General features: G+C 64.9%; 18 protein-coding genes. 14 read left to right on the top strand and 4 right to left on the bottom strand.

Features of this window, described 5'->3' with window-relative positions:
• Window positions 1-510 precede the first annotated feature (510 nt).
• The 8 genes from NH14_RS04870 (at window position 511) to NH14_RS04905 (ending at window position 8,196) form a co-directional block, all read left to right on the top strand.
• Window positions 511-969 carry a glycine zipper domain-containing protein gene (locus tag NH14_RS04870; RefSeq protein ID WP_035521084.1) on the top strand — a complete coding sequence of 153 codons (459 nt, stop codon included), beginning with the start codon at window positions 511-513 and terminating at the stop codon, window positions 967-969.
• Between the two features lie 143 nt (window positions 970-1,112).
• Entirely contained in the window at window positions 1,113-1,700 is a 588-nt protein-coding gene (locus NH14_RS04875; RefSeq protein WP_035521082.1) for a BPSL1445 family SYLF domain-containing lipoprotein, read from the top strand.
• Window positions 1,701-1,712: 12 nt separating this feature from the next.
• Window positions 1,713-2,318, top strand: coding sequence for a hypothetical protein (locus tag NH14_RS04880; protein ID WP_035521081.1), 606 nt, complete (start codon window positions 1,713-1,715; stop codon window positions 2,316-2,318).
• Window positions 2,319-2,466: 148 nt separating this feature from the next.
• Window positions 2,467-2,853: a response regulator transcription factor gene (locus tag NH14_RS04885; RefSeq protein ID WP_035521078.1), complete on the top strand. Its 387-nt coding sequence runs from the start codon at window positions 2,467-2,469 to the stop codon at window positions 2,851-2,853.
• Window positions 2,854-2,867: 14 nt separating this feature from the next.
• On the top strand, window positions 2,868-4,190 hold the full coding sequence (locus NH14_RS04890) for a paraquat-inducible protein A (RefSeq protein ID WP_084224962.1): 1,323 nt from the start codon (window positions 2,868-2,870) through the stop codon (window positions 4,188-4,190).
• Window positions 4,183-5,805 carry a PqiB family protein gene (locus NH14_RS04895; RefSeq protein WP_035521075.1) on the top strand — a complete coding sequence of 541 codons (1,623 nt, stop codon included), beginning with the start codon at window positions 4,183-4,185 and terminating at the stop codon, window positions 5,803-5,805. The genes NH14_RS04890 and NH14_RS04895 overlap by 8 nt, the downstream gene beginning before the upstream one ends.
• Window positions 5,802-6,398 carry a PqiC family protein gene (locus NH14_RS04900; RefSeq protein ID WP_035521073.1) on the top strand — a complete coding sequence of 199 codons (597 nt, stop codon included), beginning with the start codon at window positions 5,802-5,804 and terminating at the stop codon, window positions 6,396-6,398. Before NH14_RS04895 ends, NH14_RS04900 begins: the two co-directional genes overlap by 4 nt.
• A gap of 28 nt (window positions 6,399-6,426) precedes the next feature.
• On the top strand, window positions 6,427-8,196 hold the full coding sequence (locus NH14_RS04905; protein ID WP_052147725.1) for a SulP family inorganic anion transporter: 1,770 nt from the start codon (window positions 6,427-6,429) through the stop codon (window positions 8,194-8,196).
• Between the two features lie 20 nt (window positions 8,197-8,216).
• On the opposite strand, the gene NH14_RS04910 is transcribed toward NH14_RS04905, so the two are convergent.
• Both NH14_RS04910 and NH14_RS33835 read right to left on the bottom strand, forming a co-directional pair.
• Entirely contained in the window at window positions 8,217-9,242 is a 1,026-nt protein-coding gene (locus NH14_RS04910; protein ID WP_084224960.1) for a DUF2950 domain-containing protein, read from the bottom strand.
• An 11-nt stretch (window positions 9,243-9,253) separates the two neighbouring features.
• The gene (locus tag NH14_RS33835) at window positions 9,254-10,693 is read right to left on the bottom strand and encodes a DUF3300 domain-containing protein (RefSeq protein ID WP_035521071.1); all 1,440 of its coding nucleotides are present in this window, start codon (window positions 10,691-10,693) and stop codon (window positions 9,254-9,256) included.
• A 404-nt stretch (window positions 10,694-11,097) separates the two neighbouring features.
• Here NH14_RS33835 and NH14_RS04920 point away from each other — a divergent pair, with 404 nt between their 5' ends.
• From NH14_RS04920 to NH14_RS04930, 3 genes are all read left to right on the top strand, one after another.
• On the top strand, window positions 11,098-11,466 hold the full coding sequence (locus tag NH14_RS04920; protein ID WP_152617033.1) for a hypothetical protein: 369 nt from the start codon (window positions 11,098-11,100) through the stop codon (window positions 11,464-11,466).
• Window positions 11,467-11,932: 466 nt separating this feature from the next.
• Window positions 11,933-13,057 carry a PAS domain-containing sensor histidine kinase gene (locus NH14_RS04925; RefSeq protein WP_052147724.1) on the top strand — a complete coding sequence of 375 codons (1,125 nt, stop codon included), beginning with the start codon at window positions 11,933-11,935 and terminating at the stop codon, window positions 13,055-13,057.
• Window positions 13,054-13,710 carry a response regulator transcription factor gene (locus tag NH14_RS04930; protein ID WP_052147723.1) on the top strand — a complete coding sequence of 219 codons (657 nt, stop codon included), beginning with the start codon at window positions 13,054-13,056 and terminating at the stop codon, window positions 13,708-13,710. Before NH14_RS04925 ends, NH14_RS04930 begins: the two co-directional genes overlap by 4 nt.
• A gap of 47 nt (window positions 13,711-13,757) precedes the next feature.
• On the opposite strand, the gene NH14_RS04935 is transcribed toward NH14_RS04930, so the two are convergent.
• Window positions 13,758-14,018, bottom strand: a complete 261-nt coding sequence (locus tag NH14_RS04935) for an RNA recognition motif domain-containing protein (RefSeq protein WP_331253408.1) — start codon at window positions 14,016-14,018, stop codon at window positions 13,758-13,760.
• 64 nt (window positions 14,019-14,082) lie between these two features.
• Complete coding sequence (gene ppk2 / locus NH14_RS04940) at window positions 14,083-14,850, bottom strand: polyphosphate kinase 2 (protein ID WP_407947118.1); 768 nt, start codon at window positions 14,848-14,850, stop codon at window positions 14,083-14,085.
• A 442-nt stretch (window positions 14,851-15,292) separates the two neighbouring features.
• On the opposite strand from ppk2, the gene NH14_RS04945 reads away from it, so the two are divergent.
• The 3 genes from NH14_RS04945 to NH14_RS04955 are packed head-to-tail and all read left to right on the top strand — an operon-like array spanning window position 15,293 to window position 21,233.
• Window positions 15,293-16,432, top strand: coding sequence for an efflux RND transporter periplasmic adaptor subunit (locus NH14_RS04945; protein WP_477638843.1), 1,140 nt, complete (start codon window positions 15,293-15,295; stop codon window positions 16,430-16,432).
• A gap of 12 nt (window positions 16,433-16,444) precedes the next feature.
• A complete protein-coding gene (locus tag NH14_RS04950; RefSeq protein ID WP_035521064.1) occupies window positions 16,445-19,645 on the top strand; it encodes an efflux RND transporter permease subunit in 3,201 nt (1,066 codons plus the stop codon).
• A gap of 1 nt (window position 19,646) precedes the next feature.
• Window positions 19,647-21,233 carry an efflux transporter outer membrane subunit gene (locus NH14_RS04955; protein WP_084224956.1) on the top strand — a complete coding sequence of 529 codons (1,587 nt, stop codon included), beginning with the start codon at window positions 19,647-19,649 and terminating at the stop codon, window positions 21,231-21,233.
• Window positions 21,234-21,239 lie beyond the last annotated feature (6 nt).

Consider the following 21,239-nt stretch of genomic DNA (forward strand, 5'->3'; position numbering starts at 1 on the left):
CCCGCCGTTGTATATCCCGCACGTAGCGCTCAAGACCGAGTAGTTGACGGTTCCCGCGCTACTTCCAGACGAGCCGCCCGAGGAGGACGAACCGCGTATTTGCACCCGTTCGCGGGATTGTTCATCCCCGCTTCTGAACAGACCGTGCGCCAGCGATTTTAGCAAGCGTCCCCACTTTGGGGGATGGCGGGACGCAGGTGGCGGCGGGGACGCGCCACGCGTTCTGATCGGCATCGGTCTGGCCCTCTGTTCCAAAGGCACCCGCTCGCACGCTTTGGCGCCCGCAGGCCGGCGCAGTCGCACACGCCAATAGGACTTTGGTCCGATTGTCCCGGTCTGGCGGCCATCCGATGCTGAGGAGCGGCGGGTGTCTCACCCTGCGCGCATGGCGGGCGTCGCGGCGGGATTGCCGGGTATGCACCGGCCGGCAATCTCCGCGAGCGCCGGCTTTGTTCCGATCATAGTTCGTTCTACCTGGCATAGAGCCGGGGAGGCATCGTGAGCCTGTGTATGAAACGCCTCATCCGTGTATGCGTTGTTGCGGGACTGCTGCCGGCGAGCCTCGCGAGCGCCGGGCCGATCGTCTACCCGGCGAAGGGCCAGAGCCAGGCGCAGCAGCAGAAGGATCAAGGCGCGTGCTACTCGTGGGCCAAGAGCAATACCGGCATCGACCCCACTCAGGTGTCGGCTGCGCCTGCACCTTCCGGGCCGGCCGTCGGCGGCGGTGAGCGGGTCGGCGGCGCGGCGCGCGGCGCAGCGGGCGGCGCGGTGATCGGCGCGATTGCGGGCGACGCCGGCAAGGGCGCGGCCATTGGCGCGGTGGGCGGCACGATGGTCGGCGGCGCGCGGGCGCGCCAGAACAAGCGCAACGCGCAGGCCAACGCGCAAGCCCAGTCGCAGGGCGCCATGGATACCTTCAATCGCGCCTTCGCCGCCTGCATGGAAGGGCGCGGCTACACGATCAAGTAAGTCAGGCAGATGTAGGACCAAGGTCCGATAGGTCCTTTCGTTTGCATTTGACATTATAGGACCACAGTAGCGGCGGCACGATACGCCGGCCCCGTGACTGAAGCGTGTATTGCGGGGCTTTTGAAGCCAATCGGAGGACGCTAATGAATCGAAGGACTTTTGTGCTTAAGGCTGCGCTGATGCCCGCTGCGGTGAGCATGGCCATTTCCGGTTGCAGCACGACCACCAGCAGTGGCCAGAGCGAAACCACCGACGCATTGAAGCGCCAGCAGATCGACGCCGCCGTGGACAGCACGATGTCGAGGTTGTACACGACGGTGAAGGGCGCGCAGGAGCTGGTGACCAAGTCGCGCGGCGTGCTCGCGTTTCCCTCCGTCGTCAAGGCTGCCTTCATTGCGGGCGCGGCATATGGGGAAGGCTCGCTGCGCGTGGGCGGCATGACCTCCGGCTATTACAGCACGGCGGCGGCGTCGTTCGGATTCCAGGCGGGCGCCCAGTCGACCGCGATCGTCTATCTGTTCATGACGCAGGAAGCGCTCGACAAATTCCGCAATTCGGCGGGCTGGTCGGTCGGCGGCGATGTGCAGGTTTCGCTCGTGAAGCTGGGCGCGAACGGCAGCATCGATACGCGCACCGCGACCGCGCCCGTGCTCGCGTTCGTGATGACCAACACGGGCCTGATGGCGGATGCGTCGCTGTCGGGCGCCAAAGTGACGAAGCTCAATCTGTAGACGGAGAGATCCATGCCGAAGTTAAAACTGTTGGCCGCCACGGTGCTCATGGGTGTCGCTCAGCTGGTATGCGCACAGGGACAAGCCGACGTGGCAGTGGCGAAGGCGCCGGGCAAGGTTAAGGTCGCGGGCGTGCACACGGTGACGGCGGAAGTGCTGAACGTCGACCCCGCGACACGCGTCGTCAGGCTCAAGCGCGCGGACGGCAAGACCTTCGAAGTTCAGGTCGGCGAGCAAGCCCGCAATTTTGATCAGTTGAGGATTGGCGACAAGGTCACCGCGACGTATCACGAAGCCCTCTCGCTCAGCCTGAAGAAGGGCGGCGGCGGGGCGACTTCGGTCGATGCGCCGGCGCCCACGATGGAGCGCGCGGCAAGCGGTGCGAAGCCCGGCGGTACGGTTTCCCGGCAAGTGACGGTCGTGGCGAACGTGGTGGCCGTGCACCCGAAGAGCAAGACCGTCACGCTCAAAGGGCCTGAGGGCAACACCGTCGACGTGATGGTCGAAGACCCCGCCCAACTGGCGAACATCAAGAAGGGCGACCAGGTCGAGGCGGTGTACACGGAAGCGCTGGCCATCTCGGTCCAGCCTGCTGAAACGGCCGCTCACGCGAAGTAGCGAAGGAGCCGCATTAGAAGCAGTCAGGTGCGCCGCGCATGCTCTATATGCCATGCGCGGCCGCGACCCTACATCTAGCCGCAGATCGCCAGGCGTTGATGGCTCGGAAGCGACCAATGCCCGGACCGGCTTCGTCCTGGTGGATCGAATGAGCGCTTCGAGTCAATCTGTGGCGATCGTGGACGACGAAGAATCGGTTGGGCGCGCAATTTGGCGTCTGTTGAAGTCCGCGGGCATCGAGGCCGTTGCTTTCACGAGCGGCGAGGCCTTTCTCGAAGCCTTGCAGGCGACGCCGCCGTATCAGCCGGCCTGCGTGATTCTCGATTTCCAGATGCCGGGTTTGAGCGGCCTGGACGTGCAACAGCGCCTCTCGGGCACCGGTCTGCCCGTCATCATCATTACGGCTTACGACGGGCCGCGCGTGCGCGAGCAGGCGCGCGCAGGGGGCGCGCTGGCTTATCTTTGCAAGCCGTTCGACGAATCGGACCTCATCGACGCTGTGCGCTCCGTGCTCGACGGGGCCCCGGACGCTTGAGCCGGTATGCCGCCATGAGAGCCCCGTCCGATCAGTCCGATCAGTCCGCTAGCGATCGCCATCCCGCGCCTGGGGGATTGCTGCTGTGTCACGACTGCGATCTGCTGCAGCGGCGCGCGCCTTGTCCGCATGGCGGCGTGCTGCGCTGCCTGCGCTGCGGCGCGGAGCTCGAACGCGATCATGCCGATAGCGGAACGCGTTCGCTCGCGCTCGCGGCGGCGGCGCTCGTGCTGTTCGTCATCTCCAACGTCTATCCGATCGTGGGCCTCGCGGTCAACGGCAATGTCGTCCAGGCGACGCTATGGGGTTCCGTCGAGATGCTGTACCGCGACGGCATGTGGCCGATCTCGGGCCTGGTGTTCATCACGACGATGGTGATGCCCGCCACGCAGATCGTGGCGCTGCTGTGGCTGCTCGTGCCGCTCGCGCTCGGGCGCAAGCCGTGGCGCGCGAACGTCGTGTTTCGCGTGATGGGCGTGGCGCGCTCGTGGGGCATGACCGAAGTGCTGATCCTGGGATTGCTGGTCGCGCTCGTCAAGCTCGCGCATATCGCCACGGTCGTGACCGGCACCGCATTGTGGTCGTTCGGTGCGCTGATGATCGTGCTCGCCGGCGCGGGCGCGTCGCTCGATGTGGCCGCCGTCTGGCACCGCATCTCTCCGATGCCTTCGCCGCAGGATCCGGAGCGATCGGAGGGCTCGGCAGCGCCGCTGCCCGGGTTCACCGGCGCGACCTGCGGCATCGCGTTGTGCCACTGCTGCGAGCTGCTGGTGCGCATGCCCGCGCACGCGGGCGCCGTGGCGTGCCCGCGTTGCGCAACGCCGCTGCATCTGCGCAAGCCCGCGAGCCTGTCGCGCACATGGGCGTTTCTGGTGGCGTCGATCGTGTTGTACGTGCCGGCGAACGTGCTGCCGGTGATGGACACGAGCTCGCTGTTCGGCACGCAGAAAGACACCATCATGAGCGGCGTGGCCTATCTATGGGTATCGGGCTCATGGCCGCTCGCGGTGCTCGTGTTCATTGCGAGCATTGCGGTGCCGATGGTGAAGATACTCGGCCTCGCTTATCTGGCGTGGTCGGCGCAGCGCGCATCGAAATGGCTGCCCGGCGAGCGCGCGCGCATTTACCGGATGATCGAGCTGATTGGCCACTGGTCGATGCTCGATATCTATGTCGTCACGATGCTGGTCGCGCTGGTGCAGTTCAGCGCGCTCGCGATGATCAAGGCGGGGCCCGCGGCCATCGCCTTCGGGGCCGTCGTGGTCATGACGATGTTCGCCGCGAACGCGTTCGACCCGCGCCTCATCTGGGACCACGTGGAGTTCGACCATGTCTGATCCCGGCTCTCGCGGCTCCTCGCCGGATCTCCCGCAGGCCAAACCTGTGGCGGGCTCGCACTGGCGCATGCAACTGGTCTGGCTGGTGCCGATCGTCGCGCTCCTGATCGGCGGCTGGCTCGCCGTGAAGGCGGTGCTCGAAGAGGGGCCGACGGTCACGATCAGTTTTCGCAGCGGCGACGGGCTCGAGGCCGGCAAGACCAAAATCAAGTACAAGGACGTGGACATCGGCATCGTGAAGTCGGTGACGCTGTCGCGCGATCACAAGCGCGTGATCGCGACCGGCGAGATCGTGAAGGATGCGGCGGACATGCTGGTCGACAACACGCGCTTCTGGGTCGTGCGTCCGCGCATTTCCGGCGGCACGGTGTCGGGTCTCGGCACGCTGCTGTCGGGCTCCTACGTCGGCATGGACGAGGGCAATTCGAAAAAGGCCCGCCACGACTTCGTCGGCCTCGAAGTGCCGCCGGTGTTTCCGAGCGACATTCCAGGCCGCGAATTCGTGCTCCGCAGCGCGGACATGGGTTCGATCGACGCCGGTTCTCCGGTGTTCTTCCGCCGTCTGCAGGTGGGGCAGATTTCCTCGTACGAACTCGACCCGAGCGGCAAGGGCGTGACGATGCATGTGTTCGTGAACGCGCCCTACGACCGCTACGTGCGCAGCGATACGCGCTTCTGGCATGCGAGCGGGCTCGACGTGTCGCTCAGCTCCGATGGCGTGCAGATCAATACGCAGTCGTTCGTGTCGATGCTGATCGGCGGCATTGCCTTCGAGACGCCGGACTCCGACCGCAACACGCCCGAGGCCGCCGAAAACACGCGCTTCGATCTGTACGAAACGCACGCGGAAGCGATGCGGCCGCATGACCGCATCGTCGATACCTATATCGTGACGTTCTACGACTCGGTGCGCGGTCTGACCGTGGGCGCGCCGGTCGATTTCCGCGGCGTCGAGATCGGCGAGGTGACGCGCATCTTCACGCGCTTCGATCCGGTCAAGCGCCAGTTCAGCGTGCCTGTGGAGATCAACCTGTATCCGGAGCGCTTCACCTCGCGCTATCAAAACGGTCCGAAGCCGGCCGGGCGCATTGCGTCGTCGCCGCGCGAGCTGGCCGATTTCCTGGTCGCCAGCGGCTTCCGCTTCCAGTTGCGTTCGGGCAATCCGCTGACCGGGCAGCTTTACCTCGCGTTCGACATTTTCCCGGACTCGCCGAAGGCGAAGATCGACTGGACCAAATCGCCGCCCGAGTTGCCGACGGCTCCACGTACGCTTCAATCGCTGCAGGAGTCGCTGACACGGCTGCTCGCGAAGCTCAACGGCATTCCGTTCGATCAGCTCGGCGCGCAGGCGCAGCAAACGCTGCAGAACACCAACGACGTGATCAAGAAGCTAGGCGCCGACGTGGTGCCAGAGGCGCAAGGCACCTTGTCGTCGGCGCGCTCGGCGCTCGAAGCGGCGAATTCCGCGTTGCAGCCCGACACGCAATTGCAGCAGAACACCAGCGACGCCATGCGCGAACTGGCTCGCACCGCGGCCTCGGTGCGCAACCTCACGGATTATCTTGAGCGGCATCCGGAGGCGGTGGTGCGCGGCAAGCCGGGAGACAGCCCATGATTCGCGCACGCGTGCCCGTTGCCTGCCTGTTTGTGCTGATCGCGCTGACTGCCGGCGCGGGCTGCCGTTCGCCCTCGCCGACGTTCTATCTCATGCACGGCGATGCGCAGCGCACCGACCCGCCCGCGCGCGCGACCATGAACATCGTCGTGAGTCCGGTTACCGTGCCCGACATCGTCGACCGCCCGCAGATCGTCACGCGCGGCGCCGGCAACCGGATCGAGCTGAACGAATTCGCGCGCTGGGCCGAGCCGCTGAGGACGAATATCGCGCGCGTGCTTGCCGCCGATCTTGGGCAGCGCCTGGCTACGGCGCGGGTGTCGTTGGTCGAGGCGGGTGCGAGCGCTTCATCGGAGTGGCATGTGCGCGTGGATGTCGTGAGCATCGATAGTGTGCCTGGCGAGGCCGTGACTATCGACGCGCAATGGAGCGTGCGGCCGCCTGGCAATGGCGCGCCCGTGCTGGGGCAAACCGTGGCTCGCGAAGCGGTCGACGGGCGCGATTATGGCGCGCTGGTGGCGGCGCATGAGCGGGCGCTCGGGGTGATCAGTACGGATATTGCCGCTGCCATTAGCACCGGTCAGGTCCATTAAATGACGTCTGGCGCCATGGATTACGCTTATGCAACCCGATAGAACCGGTCCCAACGGCACCCGTCCCGCGAACGGGACGCAAGGATGGCTGCGCTGGCTGCCTGGCCTCCTCACGCTCAAGGAATACCGCATCGGCTGGTTGCCGCGCGACATAGCGGCGGGGCTCGTCCTGACCACCATGCTCGTGCCGGTGGGCATCGCGTACGCCGAGGCGTCGGGCGTTCCCGGCGTCTACGGCCTCTACGCGACGATCATTCCGTTGCTGGCCTATGCGGTGTTCGGGCCGAGCCGGATTCTGGTCCTCGGGCCCGACTCCGCGCTCGCGGCGCCGATTCTGGCCGTCGTGGCGGCGACGGCCGGCAGCGATCCCGCGCGCGCGATCGCCGTCGCCAGCATGATGGCCATTGTGTCCGGCGCGTTCTGCATTCTCATGGGATTGCTGCGCCTCGGGTTCGTGACCGAGCTGCTCTCGAAGCCGATTCGCTATGGCTACATGAACGGCATCGCCATTGCCGTGCTGGTCAGCCAGTTGCCCAAGCTGTTCGCCATTTCCGTCGACGAGGGTGGGCCGTTGCGGGACCTGGTGAGCCTCGCCATGGCGCTTTCAGATGGCAAAGCCAACTGGTACAGCTTCGCGGTGGGCGCGGGAAGCCTCGTGCTGATCCTGTTCCTCAAGCGCTTCGAAAAGGTGCCGGGCATTCTGATAGCCGTTGTGGTCGCAACCTTATGCGTGAGCGTGTTCAATCTCGACAGTCACGGCGTCAAGGTGCTCGGCAAGATTCCGCAGGGCTTGCCGTCGTTCGCCATCCCATGGGCGAGCGGCGCCGATCTGACCAGGATCGTCCTCGGCGGCTGCGCGGTCGCGCTGATATCGTTCGCGGACACCAGTGTGCTGTCGCGCACCTTCGCGGCGCGCTTCCATAGCCGCGTCGATCCGAGCCAGGAGATGGTGGGCCTCGGTATCGCCAATCTGGCCGCGGGCTTCTTTCATGGCTTCCCGATCAGCAGCAGCTCGTCGCGCACGCCGGTCGCGGAAGCCGCGGGCGCGCAAACCCAGCTGACCGGCGTGGTGGGCGCGCTAGCCTGCGCGGCATTGCTGCTCGCAGCGCCGAATCTGATGCGCTATCTGCCCAACAGCGCGCTCGCCGCCGTGGTGATTGCGGCCGCCATCGGTTTGTTCGAATTCGTCGACCTCAAGCGCATCTACCGCATCCAGCAATGGGAGTTCTGGCTTTCCATGGTGTGCTTCGCGGGCGTTGCGGTGTTCGGTGCGATTCCCGGCATCGGCATCGCGGTGGTCATCGCCATCATCGAATTCCTGTGGGATGGCTGGCGGCCGCATTACGCGATTCTCGGCCGCGTGGAAGATGTGCGCGGATACCACGACATCGAGCGCTACCCGAACGCCGTGCGGATTCCGGGGCTCGTGCTGTTCCGCTGGGACGCGCCGCTGTTTTTTGCCAACGCGGAGCTGTTTCAGGAGCGCCTGTTGCACGCGGTCGATACCTCGCCCACGCCGGTGCGCCGCATCGTGGTGGCCGCCGAGCCCGTGACCAGCGTGGACGTGACCTCTGCCGACATGCTGCGCGAACTCGTTCGCGTGCTGGATGAGCGCGGCGTCGCGTTGCATTTTGCCGAGATGAAGGACCCCGTGCGCGACAAGCTCAAGCGTTTCGAGCTGATGGCGCTGATAGGCAGCGAGCGCTTTCATCCGACCGTGGGCAGCGCGGTCGACGATTACCTCGGCACAACGGCCGCCGATCCGCAAGCGGGCCATCGCGGCGGGCCCCGCCCCTGACGCGAGGGCGGGGCGCGCCGCTATTGCGAGTTTGTGCCGGCGGGTGTGGCCGGTGGTGTGCCGGATGGTGTGGCCGATTGCGTATCCGCTTGGGTGTCTTGCTCTTTCGCCCAGCCGGGGCCCGGATCGAATGACGTCATTGCTTCGGCTTTGGCCGCGCTGTCGGGGCCGAGGTCGCGCTCGTAGACCTGCCCGTCGTGGCTCACCATGAAGGTCTTGACGCCGGTGTCGCCGTATTTGACCGGCCATGCAATCACGCCGAAGCCGCCGAACAACTGGCCGCGCACGAGGTAGTCGTAGGCGCCGCCCGGGGCGTGCGGCCCCTGCGAGGTCAGCAGCTTGTAGTGATAGCCGTAATAGCCGCTGCTCTCTTTCATGCGCGTGCCCGCGGTGGCGAACGCTTCTCCGAGCGGGCTCGGGTCTTCGTTGTCCGCGGTGGGCCAGTAAAGTCCGTCGTGCTTGCCGGGCGTGCTGGCGAGACGGCGCGCGTAGACATACGTATCGCTGCCATCGTGGTAGGACGAGGCATATTCGCGCTGCGCGTCGTAGATCGCGAGCATCGTCTGGATGACCGCAAGCTCGTTGCGGCCGATGCGGCGCACGCGCATTTCCTCGGCGCCCGCGGCCATGTCGAAATGCCAGCCGTGCGCGTCCTTGACGAGCGGTATCGGGAATGTCCAGCCGTCGTTGCCGACCGCGATATGGGCGTGGTTCTCGCCGTCTGGCTTGATCGTATGCGAAACCTTCCACTGGTCGACGAAGGTCTCCCTGATTTGCGCGCCGTTCGGCGGCACGAGCCGGCGGAAGTCCGCGCCGAACAGTTTCCTCAGTTCCGCTTCGTTGTTGCCGGCAACCGCATCGCCGAACGCGCTCATGGCCGCTTCGGGCGTGGCGAATGAAGCTTGCGCCGTGGCCGCGAACGGCTGCGCGGGATTGATTGCGAGCGCAACCGTCAACGCCGCCGCGATGGCGAGGCGAGTGGCAGGGCGAAGCCGCTGAAACGACTGAATCGGCCGGGATGGCTGAAGTGGCGATCGTTCTTTCATGTTCGTTCTCCCTAGCGTCTGCCGCCGCCACGGCCGCCGCCACCTGCGCGCATGTTGCCGCCGCCGCCGCCACCGCCACGATTGAAACCCGAGGAGCCTACGCTAGACCTGCCACGGTTGATGTCGCGTTGCGTGGCGCCGCCGCCGCCCACGCCCTGGAAGGCGTTGTCGCGTCCACCGCCGGCATAGCCGCCGCCGCGCCCTCCGGGGCCGCCAGCACCGCCTGCGCCGCCCGGTCTGCCCGCGCTACCGGCGCCTCCTGGCCCACCCACGCCGCCAGCGCCGCCGACACCACCCGGCTTCCCGGGTCCGCCCACGCCGCCAGCGCCGCCGACACCGCCAGGCTTCCCGCGCCCGCCCACGCCACCCGCGCCGCCGACACCGCCAGGCTTCCCGGGCCCGCCCACGCCACCCGCGCCGCCGACACCGCCAGGCTTCCCGGGTCCGCCCACGCCACCCGCGCCACCGATACCGCCAGGCTTCCCGGGCCCGCCCACGCCTCCCGGCCCGCCGGCGCCGCCCGTGCGGCCGCGATAGTCGCGGCGCGCATCGCCGCCCGGCACGTTACGCGCAAACTTCTCGCGCGAGGCGTTGTCGCGGTACGCGACACCCTGGCGATGGCCGGGGTCGTGGTTCCACTTGCCGTTCTGAACTTTGGTGCGGTCGAAATTGCGATTGATGTTCGCGGCCTTGTTGACGTTGATGTTGACGTCGCCTCCGCCCCAGTTGCAGCTGCCGAATATCGCGCCCGCCGCGGCGAGTCCGACGCCCCACGCGAAGCCGGTCATGAGCGCGCCGCCAGGGTAGTACGCGGGAGGCGGGGGCCAATAGGTCGGCGGATAGGCGGGGTAGCTCCATGCGCCGTACACCACGGTCGGGTTGTAGGCGGGGACGTAAATCACCTCGGGGTTGGTGGGCTCGATGCGCACGACAGACTGCCCGCCTTGTTGCTGGGGCTGCTCGACGATCACCTGTTGCTGCTCGTTCGACTTCAGGTTGCCGGCATCCTGGGCGCGGGCGCGCAGCCGCTGCACGGCGTCCAGCACGTCTTTTTCCTGAGCCAGGAAGGCGTCGCCGAGCTTCTGCGTCCAGTCGATCTTGTCGTTCATCGGCTCCAGGATCTGGGGGAACGCAACCAGCGATTTCACGCTGGTATCCCATTGCTGGTCTTGCACCGCCTTCACCGCTTCGTCGCCCTTGAGCTTCGGATGCTCCTTGGCCCAGCGCGCCGCATGGACGACTTCGAGCGGATAGGTCGAAGCCATCAGGACCGTGGCGAGCACCGAGTCGGGGTAGAGCGCGATAGGCGCGACAAGCGCCTCGATCTCTTCGGGTTTATAGGTTGCGGAAGGCGCCGGCTCTTGCGCGAGCGCCACGCACGACACGGCGCTCAATAACGCCAGCAACAACAGACGCATCGCGCCGGAGATTCGCTTAGTCCACCCGATCATGGCCACTTCTCCCATTGTCCAGTCGAACCCGTTGATTCCGCTGATTCGCGGGTCGCGGCATGACGCAGCCCAGGAAGGTTATCGTCGCATGCTCGCAATTGCGGCCCGCTGGAGCAATCGGACCAGAGTCCTATTGACTATTTATATACGCGTATCGCGAATCAATTTCGTCTATGCGCGCTGACTTTGGTTTATGAAGAGCCCAGAAGAATTGCGGATTGTTCATATGAAAATGGTGCCGTCCATTCCGGCGCGATTGCCTTGTGTTGCTTTGAAGAGAACTGGGTATAACGTGTGTTTGAATTCCGGTATCGATTAAGTAAAGTGATAGAGTCCGTGCCGCTCCAGACTCGCATCGCGGCGCTTATCGAATGAGGTGATCTCATGATCCTGTCTCGCGCCCGGTGGCGGCTATTGCTGGCGACGCTGGCTATTTCATCGATCTGCATTGGACCGGCTCACGCGCAAATGGGTGCGCCGGGCATGAAACAGATGCAGGATGCACAACGCAAGGCGGAGCACAAGGCGAGAACGAGCAAGCAGCAGCCGCCGCCCAGTCATTCCCAACAGCACAAGGGGGCCGGCAGCGCCATGCCGGCATCGTCGCCATAAGCATCAAACGCGCAGATCGACGCACCAATCAATGTGCAATGCATATAGCGGATGAATCGGGAAAAATTGCCGGAACAAGTAATAAAGTTTACAAAAAAGTCATTTTTCCAATTTATAATTTACGCGTGCTCGTGAGGGGTATTAAGCACGCGTGCAATTAAGGCGGCGCCGCGAAGCTCGCTTCCGGCATGCACGCCACGCACGCCACGCACGTTTCGATACTTCTATTCTCCATACCCGGGCCGCACAGTTTTGCCGGGCATTAAAACCACAGTAGTAGCCGCGGTTGTGAAGACGTAAAGATGTGGCCGTCTGCATGCAGGTAATGGAGAGATCTCGCGCATCCGGGCGTCTGGGGTTCGCGTCGGGCTGCATGGCGTCCGGGGAAGGGCGCTGGCCGCAATGTCGCAAACTCGAGGCGGGATTGTGCGTTCGGAGGGCACCATGTATAGCCAGAACGCGGAACACGGGAAAGGCACTTTTCGGCAGTCCAGTCCGGTGCAAGCCGGCGCGGATATGTTTTTATGGTTTGCCCGGGTAACAGGCTATTTCACTCGCCGGGCATCTTTGATCAAATCGCCACAGGGGGCGCGTGCGAAGCGCGATGTCGAACCGGAGGCGCGACACATGCTTTGCAGCGTGATCGACGTCGTCCCGTCCGCTGCGCTGGCGGTCGATGCGCAAGGAACCATTGTCTGCGCGAATGCGCGAGCCGCGCTGCTGTTCGGATACGACCTGGCGGAACTGGTCGCGATGCCGGTCGGCGCCCTGGTGCTTGCGCGGCAGGACAAGGAGATCGTTTCGCCGGTTGGCAGGTCGTGGGCGGCGTCCGCCGCGGGCAGCACGACGCGGGCGGCCATCGCGCGCTACAAGAACGGCGAGCAGTGTGACGTGCAGGTCACGAGATCCGTTTCGTTTGCAATCGACCGCGCACAGTACGCGGTGGTGGTGATCGAATCGGCTCACGACGCCGCCGCGAGCGCGCCGGGGTTCGGGGTTCAAGGCGACGACCGGGGACGTTTGCATCACGAACCGGTCTCCGATATTGGCGATATGGCCTCGGCGCTCGCGCACGAAGTCGATCAGCCGCTCACCGCCATACTCAGCAACGCTCAGGCGGCCCGGCGCTTTCTGTCGAGCACGCCGCCCGACACGGCCGAGCTGTTCGAGTTGCTCGAAGAGATCGTGTCCGACAGCACGCGTGCGCACGCCATCATCCGCAAGATGCGGCGCTTCGGCAAACGCGAGCAAGCGGAGATGGGCGCAATCGACATGGCGCGCCTCGTGCGCGACGTTATGCAACATCTGCACCGCCGGGGCCGGGAGTGCGATGTGGGGTTGAGTTCGCACATCGAGAACGGCTTGCCGTTGCTGCAAGGCGATGCGGTGCAATTGCAGCAGGTGCTCGTCAATCTGATCATCAACGCATTCGATGCCGTGCTGGACTGCGGCTCGGGCGACCGCGCGGTGTTCGTCGACGTCGGCGCGATGCCGGGCGGCAACGGGGTGCGCATTGCGGTGCGCGACCGAGGCCTTGGCATGAGCGACGAGCAGTTAGCCATCCTGTTCAAACCGTTCTCGACTTCGAAGCCGGACGGCATGGGCCTTGGACTGTCGATCAGCCGGATCATCGTCATGGGGCACGGCGGGCGCCTGTGGGCCGAGCGCAATCGCGACCGTGGCATGACCTTTCATATCGAGCTTCCCGCAGAGGGCGTGGCCATGAATACTGGCGTGCGCGAACGACCATGAATGCATCCACCTCCGTTGTGTTCATCGTCGACGACGATGATTCGATCCGCAGGGCGTTCGCGCGTCTGCTCGGTTCGGCGGGCTATGCCGTTCAAACCTTCAGTTGCGCCACCGAGTTTCTCGAGCGCGCCGACCTGACCAGCGCGCCTGCCTGCCTGCTGCTCGATTTGAAGCTGCCCGACCTGAGCGGCATTGCGTTGCAGCAGCGGCTGCTCGGCCGCGTGCCGATTATCTTTGTTTCGGGCCACGGCGGACTGCCCACCGCCATCGAAGCGATGAAGGCGGGGGCTACGGATTTTCTGGTGAAGCCGGTGGACGAGAGCCTGTTGCTCGACGCGACCGAACGCGCGCTGGCGCTCGCGCGGCAATTGTTCGAGCAGCGCGCGCAACGCGCGGAAATCCAGCGCCGCGTGGATCAGCTGACGCCGCGCGAGCGCGAGGTGATGGCGCTGGTCGTGGCGGGGCGGCCGAACAAGCTCGTGGCCGATGCGCTAGGCGCGGCGGAGAAGACGATCAAGATCCACCGCGCGCGGGTGATGGAGAAAATGCGGGCCGAGTCGCTCGCGGAACTGGTCCGTCTCGCCGACCGCGCCGACATCTGCGGACCCGCATTTACGATGCCGGAACGGGCGGCGCTCAAACCTCATTCGTGAGTGGCGCGCCCGAATGTTTGCAGACGCCGTTTGCAAACATCCGGCGCTCACTCTTCGCTTCTCGTCGGCATGACCTGGACGACGATCGAGTGGTTTTTCCAGAACATGTTGTGAATGCGCGGCTGAAACTTGCGCAGCGTCTCGGCGTCGACGTTCTCGTAGCTCAGGATCACGCCGGGCCGCTCGCCGCTCCCGGGCACGTACTGGATACTGTCGAACGGCGGCAGACCATATTTGCCGAGGAATTCCTTGATCTCTTCCGGCGTCACGTCGGCTTCGATATTTCCAATCCACAAATGGCTCATCATTGTCCTCGCATTGGGGACTGGCGCCGCTTGGCAACGGCTCAGCCCGTTCGTGTACATGGGGCGGCTAGAACGTTTCCGGCACGTACTTATAGGCGTATTCCGGCTCCACGTAGCCCGATGCTTTCTGCCGCTTCGGCAGCACGATCTTGGCGCGCGGGACGGCCTCGTAGGGAACCTGGCCCAACAGATGGTTGATGATGTTCAGCCGCGCGCGCCGCTTGTCGTCCGAACGCGCAACGTGCCATGGCGAAAATTCGAGGTCGGTCTTCGCGAACATTTCGTCGCGCGCCCGCGAATAATCGAACCAGCGGCTGTACGAATCGAGATCCATCTGCGACAGCTTCCAGATCTTGCGCTCGTCGTGGATGCGGCCTTCGAGACGGCGCGTCTGCTCCTCGGGGCTCACTTCGAGCCAGTATTTGATCAGGATGATGCCCGAGCCGATGATGGCTTTCTCCACCAACGGCACGGCAGCCAGAAATTCGTCCGTCTGCTTCGGCGTGCAGAATCCCATCACGCGTTCGACGCCCGCGCGGTTGTACCAGCTCCGGTCGAAGATCACGACCTCGCCGGCCGCCGGCAGGTGGGGGAGATAGCGCTGCACGTACATCTGGGTTTTTTCGCGCTCGGTGGGCGCCGGCAACGCCACGATGCGGAACACACGCGGGCTCACGCGCTCGGTGATCGCCTTGATCGTTCCGCCTTTGCCTGCGCCGTCGCGCCCCTCGAAGACGATGCAGATCTTCGCGCCGCTTTTGACGACCCATTGCTGCATTTTGACCAGTTCGATATGAAGCCGGTGCAACTCCTTCAAATAATCCTTGTTGCTCATTTTCTCCCCGGAGTTGGCCTCCGGGCTTTTTGCATGGCTCGAGCGTCCAGACATCGTTTCACTCCCGGGAAAATGGCCTGCGCATGTTCTTCCCATGAGCATGAACCGCGGGTCAGGGGCCGCACCATAAGACCTTGGTCCTATTGAGCCGCGCGGACGGTTTCTTTCAAAGTTCCAGTACGGCCGGCCAGGCGGCCAGGACCCGGCCTAGGACCAAAGTCCGATTGTTGACGGTATGGCGCATGGACATACTGGCTCTCGGCGAATCAGCGGCAGGTTTGCCGCGCAGCGCAGTTGCCCTGCGTGCAGGCATGACCTGGTGGGTACGTTCAAGCACTCAGAGGCAACGATGGCGCGTGCGTGCATGCATGAAAGAGAGCCGCTGCAATGGCGAACGGCGCCGGCATCGGCATGCCGGTCCCGCCCGTTGGGCATGTTCGCGATGGCCGTCGCCATTGCGCTTCTGGGGCTGGCCCAAGGGTGCAGCAAGAAAGAGGCGCTGCCGCCCGCGCCCCAGGTCGAGGTCACCGTCACGACGGTGGCGCCGCACGACACCCCCGTGGATTTCGACTTCACCGCGCAGACCGAAAGCTCGCGCCAGGTGGAGATACGCGCACGCGTCGACGGCTTCCTCGACCGGCGCATGTATGTGGAAGGGCAGATGGTCAAGGCCGGCCAGACCATGTTCCAGATGGACCCGAAGCCTTTCGAAGCCGCGTTGCGAACCGCCAAGGGGCAACTGGCCCAGCAGCAGGCGCGCCTCGAAGTGGCCGAGGCCAATCTCGCGCGCGTGAGACCGCTGTCGGCGGAAAATGCGTTGAGCAAGAAAGATCTCGACGATGCCGTCGGCAACGAGAAGCAGTCGAAGGCCGCGGTGATCGCCGCTCAGGGCGAGGTCGACACGGCCTTGCTCAATCTGAGCTACACGACGATCAAGTCGCCGCTGACTGGCCTGTCGAGCTTCGCGCGGCAACAGGACGGCAGCTACGTCACCGCGACGCAGAACGGGCTGCTGACCTACGTCTATCAACTGGACCCGATGTGGGTCAACTTCAGCATTTCGGAAAACCAGCAACTGCGATACCGGGACCAGGTTACATCGGGACAGTTGCGTTTCCCTGAAAACAATGCGTTTAGCGTGTCGCTGCAACTGGCCGATGGCTCGACCTACAAGGGACACGGCAACATCGACTTCGCCAATCCCGCGTTCAACACCGAAACCGGCACGTTTCTCGTGCGGGCGGTGTTCGCGAATCCCGATGGCCTGCTGCGGCCCGGCCAGTTCGTGCGCGCGCGCATCTCGGGCGCGATCCGCCCCAACGCCATTCTCGTGCCGCAACGCGCCGTGCTGCAGGGCGCAAAGAGCCATTTTGTCTGGGTCGTGGGCAAGGATGGCAAGGCGCGTCAGCGCGTGGTCGAGGTGGGCGAGTGGCACGGCGACGACTGGTTCATTCTCGACGGCCTGAAAGCCGGCGAACGGGTCGTTGTCGATGGCGCGATACGCGTCGTGGCCGACACCCCCGTCAAGATCGTTGCGAAACCCGATCAAGCCCAACAGCCGGCAACGGCTGCAGCCAACTGACCGGAAGCGTCGATGAGCATCTCCCACTTCTGCATCGACCGGCCGATCTTCGCGTCGGTCATCTCCATCGTCATCACGCTTGGCGGCGCGCTGACCATGCTGGCGTTGCCGGTCGCCCAATACCCGGACATCACGCCGCCGCAGATCACGATCAGCGCGTCATACCCAGGGGCGAGCGCGGATGTGGTCGCCAATAACGTCGCCGCACCGATCGAGCAGCAGGTGAACGGCGCGGACAACATGATTTACATGAACTCGTCGAGTTCATCGACTGGCAATCTGACGATCAACGCGTTCTTCGAAATCGGCACCAACCCGCAGCTCGCGCAGGTCGACGTGCAGAACCGCGTCAATCTCGCGCTCCCGCAGCTGCCGCAGTCGGTACAGGCGCAGGGCGTGCAGGTGCAGAAGAAGTCGTCGGCGTTCATGATGGTGATCGCGATCTATTCGCCCGACGAGCGCTACGACAGCACCTATATCGCGAACTACGCGAACATCTACGTGCTCGATGCGCTCAAGCGCATACCGGGCGCGAACCAGTCGAGCATCTTCGGGACTCCAGACTATGCGATGCGCGTCTGGCTCAAGCCCGACCGCATGGCGCAACTGGGCATCACGGTGGCCGACGTGCAAAAGGCGGTGCAGAACCAGAACCAGCAGTTCGCGGTGGGGCGCATCGGCCAGTCGCCAACGGGCTCGCCCGTCGAGCAGTCGTTCGCCGTCACGACGCCAGGACGGCTCGCCCAGCCCTCGGAGTTCGACAACATCATCCTGCGCGCGGCCAGCGAGGGCGCGGCGATCGTGCGGCTGAAGGACGTAGGTAGGGCGGAGCTCGGGCAGAAGGACTACTCGATCCGCAGCCGCTACCAGGGCAAGCCCGCCACCATCATCGCGGTCTATCAGCAGCCTGGCGCGAATGCGCTCGACGTGTCGAAGCAGGTGCGCGCCACCCTCGATGAACTGAAGCAGTCGTTCCCCGAGGGGCTCGACTACAAGATCGCGATGGACACGACCGAGTTCACGCGCGCTTCGATCTCGGACGTGGTGCACACTTTCTTCGAAGCGCTGGTGCTGGTCGTGATCGTCGTGTTCGTGTTCCTGCAGAGCCTGCGCGCGACGCTGATTCCGATTCTGGCGGTGCCGGTGTCGATCGTCGGCACGGCGATGGGCATGTCGCTGCTCGGGTTTTCGATCAACATGCTGACGCTGTTCGGCATGGTGCTCGCGATCGGCATCGTGGTGGACGACGCCATCGTCGTGATCGAGAACGTCGAGCGCAACATGACGGTCCACAAGCTCGATCCAAAGGCCGCCGCCAAGCGCGCCATGGACGAGGTGGCAGGGCCGGTCGTCGCCATCGTGCTGGTGCTGTGCGCCGTGTTCGTTCCGGTCGCGTTCGTGAGCGGGATCACCGGGCAGTTGTACAAGCAGTTTGCGATCACCATCGCCATTTCCGTGGTGATTTCGGGCATCGTCGCGCTGACCTTGTCGCCCGCGCTCGCGTCGTTGCTGCTCAAGCACAGCCATCACGAGAAGAAGGGGTTCTTCCGCTGGTTCGAGAACGCGTTCGGGCGCATGACCAAGGGGTATATCGGCCTCGTTCATGGCGTCATCCGGCGCTGGGTGCTCTCGCTCGTGCTGTTCGCGGGCATGATCGCCGTGACCGTCGTGATGATGAAGGCGATTCCGTCCGCGTTCCTGCCGCCCGAGGATCAGGGCTACCTGCTCGGCGCGGTGACGATGCCCGACGCCGCGAGTCTCGACCGCACGGCAGAGGTGTCGGACAAGGTGGCGTCGTACTTCATGAAGCAGGACGCCGTGAGCGGCATTGCCACTGTCGACGGCTATAGCCTGCTCGACGTGCAGAACAAGAACAACGCGAGCACCTTCTTCGTCGGGCTCAAGGGCTTCGACGAACGCTATTCGGGCGGGCACGCGAAGGAGCAGAATGCGCGCGCGGTGCTGGTCAATGCGTACAAGTCGCTGTCGACCATCAAGGAGGGCGTCGTCATTCCGGTCAACCCGCCTTCGATTCCGGGTCTGGGCACCACGGGCGGCACCGAGGTGTGGATTCAGAGCAAGGGCGACGCAACCATTTCGCAACTCGCGGAGGTCGTGCGCCAGTTCATCGCGCGGGCGCGCCAACGGCCCGAACTCGCGCGCGTCACGACCACCTTCAATCCCAATTCGCAGCAACTGCTAGTCGATGTGGACCGCGAGCGCTCCGAAACGCTCGGCGTGCCAGTGGAGGATGTGTATAGCGCGATGCAGACCATGTTCGGTTCGCTGTACGTGTCGCAGTTCAATCGATCGAGCCGGCTATGGCAGGTGATTCTTCAAGCCGATCCGACCAACCGCCTGAAGCCCGACGATCTGGACCGCATCTACGTGCGCAGCAAGAACAATACGATGGTGCCGCTGCGCGCGGTGGCGAATTACCGCTACGTGACGGGGCCGGACCTGCTCACGCGCTTCAACAACTTCCCCGCGGTGCTGGTCACGGCCAACGCCGCGCCTGGTTATAGCTCCGGGCAGGTGATCGCGGCGCTGGAGGAAATCGCGGCGCAGATGCCGAGCGGGTTCGGCGTGGCATGGAGCGGCGAGGCCTATGAAGCGCGCAAATCGGGCGGGACCTCGGGCGCGGTGTTCGTGTTCGGGCTCGTGATGGTGTTCCTGATTCTCGCGGCGCAGTACGAAAAATGGTCGCTGCCGGTCGGCGTGCTGATGGCGGTGCCGTTCGCGCTGTTCGGCGCGCTGCTCGCCATTTTGATGCGCGGGTTGGAGAACGATATTTACTTCCAGATCGGGCTCACCATGCTGGTTGCGCTTGCCGCGAAGAACGCGATTCTCATCTTCGAGTTCGCGGTGATGAACCGCGAGGGGGGCGCCTCGGTGCTCGACGCAACCATCGTGGCGTCCGAAGAGCGCTTGCGGCCGATCGTCATGACCTCGCTCGCGTTCATTCTCGGCTGCGTGCCGCTCGCGATCGCCACGGGGGCGTCGGCCAACAGCCGTCACTCGATCGGCACGGGCGTGATTGGCGGGATGCTCGGCGCGACCGTGATCGCGGTGTTCTTCATCCCGATGTTCTACTACCTGCTCGAAACGCTGTCGTCGCGCAAGAGCAAGGGCAAGGTGAAGCCAGGCGCAAGTGGTTCGGCCGGTGGCGGGGCGCCCGAGGGCACGCCTTCCGCACCGCGCGAGGGTCGCTGAGATGCGCGCGCCTGTCCGTGGTTCCGCCCATGTTTCGGCTCGTGTTTCCGCGCGCCTGTCGACTCGCTTGTCCACCCTTGCTCGCCGGCTCTCGCCGTTGCTGGTGTTCACCCTGAGCGCTTGTTTGCCGGGTCCGAACTACGTGCGCCCGAACATCGAGGTGCCCGCGACCTACCGCTTTGCGAGCGGCGAAGTCGCCGACGTGGCCAATACGGTGTGGTGGGAACAATTCCAGGACCCGGTGCTCGATCAGCTGATCCATACGGCGCTCGAACGCAATCGCGACGTGAAGATCGCCGCGGCCCGCATCGACGAATTCGCCGCGCAGTTGCAGATCACGCGTTCCGCGTTCTACCCGCAGGTGGGGGCGGGCTTCAGCGCGTCGCGCCAGCGCTCGTCGATGCTTGGCGGCGTGCCGCTGCCGGCGAACGTCGATCCGGTCTACAACCTGTTTTCGCCGACGCTGGCGGCCTCGATGAACATCGACCTGTTCGGCCGCACGCGCCGCCAGACCGAGGCCGCGCGCGCCGAACTCGCGGCGACCGTGGAAGGGCGGCGCGACACCGTCCTCACGCTGGTGGTGTCGGTGGCGGTTTCGTACTTCAATCTGCGCAGCCTCGACCGGCAGCTCGAAATTGCGCAGGCCACGGCCACGAGCCGCGCCGAGTCGGTTCGCGTGTTCTCGCTGCGCTTCAAGCACGGGGAAGTGTCACAGATGGAACTGGCGCAAAGCCAGTCCGAGTACGAATCCGCGCTCGCCACGATTCCGGTGATCGAGATGCAGATTGCCCAGCAGGAGGACGCGCTCTCCGTGCTGCTCGCGCAGAACCCTGGCCCGATCCCGCGCGGGCGCGACCTGCAGTCGATCGAATTGCCGGCCGTGCCCGCCGGCGTGCCGTCGGACCTGCTGGTGCGGCGTCCGGACCTGCTGGCGGCGGAGCAGAACTTGATTGCGGCCAATGCGCAGATCGGCGCGGCGCGCGCGCTGTACTTTCCGACCATCTCGGTGTCGGGGCTGATCGGCGCGGCCAGCACGGTGTTTTCGAGCCTGCTCACGGGGCCGGCCTATATCTGGTCGGTGGGCGGCGCGATCACGCAGCCGATTTTCACCGGCGGCAACATCACCGGGCAGGTCCATCTGGCCGAAGCGCGCGAGCAGGAAGCGCTCTATGCGTATCTTCAGTCGGTGCAGACGGCGTTCCAGCAAGTCGAGGACGCGCTGATCGCGCTGCAAAAGACCCAGGCGCAACTGGTCGCGCAGGGCCGGCAGGTCGATGCCTTGACGACCTATGCGCGGCTCGCGCGCAAGCGCTACGAGGGCGGCTACACGAGCTATATCGAGGTGCTGGACGCCGAGCGCAGTCTCTTCAACGCGGAGCTTTCCTATACGCAAACCGAGGCGGCGGTGCTGACCTGGTACGTCAGCCTCTACAAGACGATGGGCGGCGGATGGGTCACGCAGGCCGAACGCATGACGATGCCGGCGCCCGCGAGTCCCGCATCGGAAGCGCAGGCGCCGCAAGCGCAGCAGGGGCACGCGGCCGATATGGTGGATGCGGTGGATGCGGCGAGCGCAGCGGGAGGATAGCGCCGC

This window comes from Paraburkholderia sacchari (assembly GCF_000785435.2).
Taxonomy (GTDB): domain Bacteria; phylum Pseudomonadota; class Gammaproteobacteria; order Burkholderiales; family Burkholderiaceae; genus Paraburkholderia; species Paraburkholderia sacchari.

Bases quoted from the DNA above. Each gene is read 5' to 3' on its own strand.
- NH14_RS04930 (WP_052147723.1), top strand. From the start codon at position 13,054: ATGAATGCATCCACCTCCGTTGTGTTCATCGTCGACGACGATGATTCG.
- NH14_RS04950 (WP_035521064.1), top strand. From the start codon at position 16,445: ATGAGCATCTCCCACTTCTGCATCGACCGGCCGATCTTCGCGTCGGTC.
- NH14_RS04925 (WP_052147724.1), top strand. From the start codon at position 11,933: ATGCTTTGCAGCGTGATCGACGTCGTCCCGTCCGCTGCGCTGGCGGTC.
- NH14_RS04885 (WP_035521078.1), top strand. From the start codon at position 2,467: ATGAGCGCTTCGAGTCAATCTGTGGCGATCGTGGACGACGAAGAATCG.
- NH14_RS04945 (WP_477638843.1), top strand. From the start codon at position 15,293: ATGGCCGTCGCCATTGCGCTTCTGGGGCTGGCCCAAGGGTGCAGCAAG.
- NH14_RS04875 (WP_035521082.1), top strand. From the start codon at position 1,113: ATGAATCGAAGGACTTTTGTGCTTAAGGCTGCGCTGATGCCCGCTGCG.
- NH14_RS04900 (WP_035521073.1), top strand. From the start codon at position 5,802: ATGATTCGCGCACGCGTGCCCGTTGCCTGCCTGTTTGTGCTGATCGCG.
- NH14_RS04955 (WP_084224956.1), top strand. From the start codon at position 19,647: ATGCGCGCGCCTGTCCGTGGTTCCGCCCATGTTTCGGCTCGTGTTTCC.
- NH14_RS33835 (WP_035521071.1), bottom strand. From the start codon at position 10,693: ATGATCGGGTGGACTAAGCGAATCTCCGGCGCGATGCGTCTGTTGTTG.
- NH14_RS04890 (WP_084224962.1), top strand. From the start codon at position 2,868: ATGAGAGCCCCGTCCGATCAGTCCGATCAGTCCGCTAGCGATCGCCAT.
- ppk2 (WP_407947118.1), bottom strand. From the start codon at position 14,850: ATGAGCAACAAGGATTATTTGAAGGAGTTGCACCGGCTTCATATCGAA.
- NH14_RS04935 (WP_331253408.1), bottom strand. From the start codon at position 14,018: ATGATGAGCCATTTGTGGATTGGAAATATCGAAGCCGACGTGACGCCG.
- NH14_RS04905 (WP_052147725.1), top strand. From the start codon at position 6,427: ATGCAACCCGATAGAACCGGTCCCAACGGCACCCGTCCCGCGAACGGG.
- NH14_RS04870 (WP_035521084.1), top strand. From the start codon at position 511: ATGAAACGCCTCATCCGTGTATGCGTTGTTGCGGGACTGCTGCCGGCG.
- NH14_RS04880 (WP_035521081.1), top strand. From the start codon at position 1,713: ATGCCGAAGTTAAAACTGTTGGCCGCCACGGTGCTCATGGGTGTCGCT.
- NH14_RS04895 (WP_035521075.1), top strand. From the start codon at position 4,183: ATGTCTGATCCCGGCTCTCGCGGCTCCTCGCCGGATCTCCCGCAGGCC.
- NH14_RS04910 (WP_084224960.1), bottom strand. From the start codon at position 9,242: ATGAAAGAACGATCGCCACTTCAGCCATCCCGGCCGATTCAGTCGTTT.